The organism is Brevibacillus sp. YAE8, assembly GCF_057543335.1.
In genome coordinates, this window is sequence record NZ_BAAIYG010000082.1 from 1 (window position 1) to 931 (window position 931).

The window sequence follows — 931 nt, forward strand, 5'->3', positions numbered from 1 at the left end:
TCTTATTTCCATCACCCCATCCTTTCTTAGCTGTACGTTGTTTGAGTCTGTTTCCACTTGCTTCTGCATACGAAGCGCGATCTTTTCAAAATCTATTTCATCATACTTGTTCATAGTCATACTCCTTTTAAATAAAAAACGTAAAAGCCGCCTCGGTTTGTCAGATAAGGCAGCTTTTACGAGAAATTTAATATAGAATCTGTTTTACTATGAATTATAGTATACTTTTCCGGTAAACACTATATTTTTCTGTAGAGACACACTCGTCTGGGTAGAGAATATAGTTAACTATAAATTTAATGATGAATATGATTTAGTTATTGACCATCATCTATTTCATTTTATAAAACGTAACCAATGGTCTACTATAATTGAATGTCTGAAATGTTGAGCACTAAAGAAAGAGAATGAATGGTAGTTGGTCTATAGGAATGTATCAATCTTATTCGTTTAAAGACGACCATAAAAATAAGAGTAGGATTGTCATGAAGTTAATAAGGTTGTTGTAAGAAAATTATAGTTAAAACACTAAAGCCAAAGAAATGTATAGCCTTCTATGACTTTTTTACTGCTGGCAAATCTGCGTCATTCTCTAGTTTAAAAAATCCCTTTTATATCGAACAGCAAGATATATACCTGAAGCAATGAATGCAATGGAATATTTAAATAAGAAGAAAATTTGCCACATATATTCTTTTGGAAAAATCAAGTCGCACAAAATGACTCCATACAGTACAACGAGGGCACTTTTTAAACCGATTTGACTTGTTCTTTCGTCAGACACACTCATACCCATTTTCTTTTGAAAAACATATATTAAAACTGCTCCTACTATAAGCGATATAAATCCAATACAAATAAGCATATTCCAGTTACTATTTGATTGTTCAGTCCAGGTTCTCAAAGGAGTAAAAATGGCATTTTCTATTTT

The 931-nt window shown here is 31.7% G+C and carries 1 protein-coding gene; it reads right to left on the bottom strand.

Features of this window, described 5'->3' with window-relative positions:
* Window positions 1-592 precede the first annotated feature (592 nt).
* The coding region (locus AC27IT_RS27695) for a DUF2178 domain-containing protein (protein ID WP_487092250.1) at window positions 593-931 on the bottom strand (339 nt) is incomplete at its 5' end.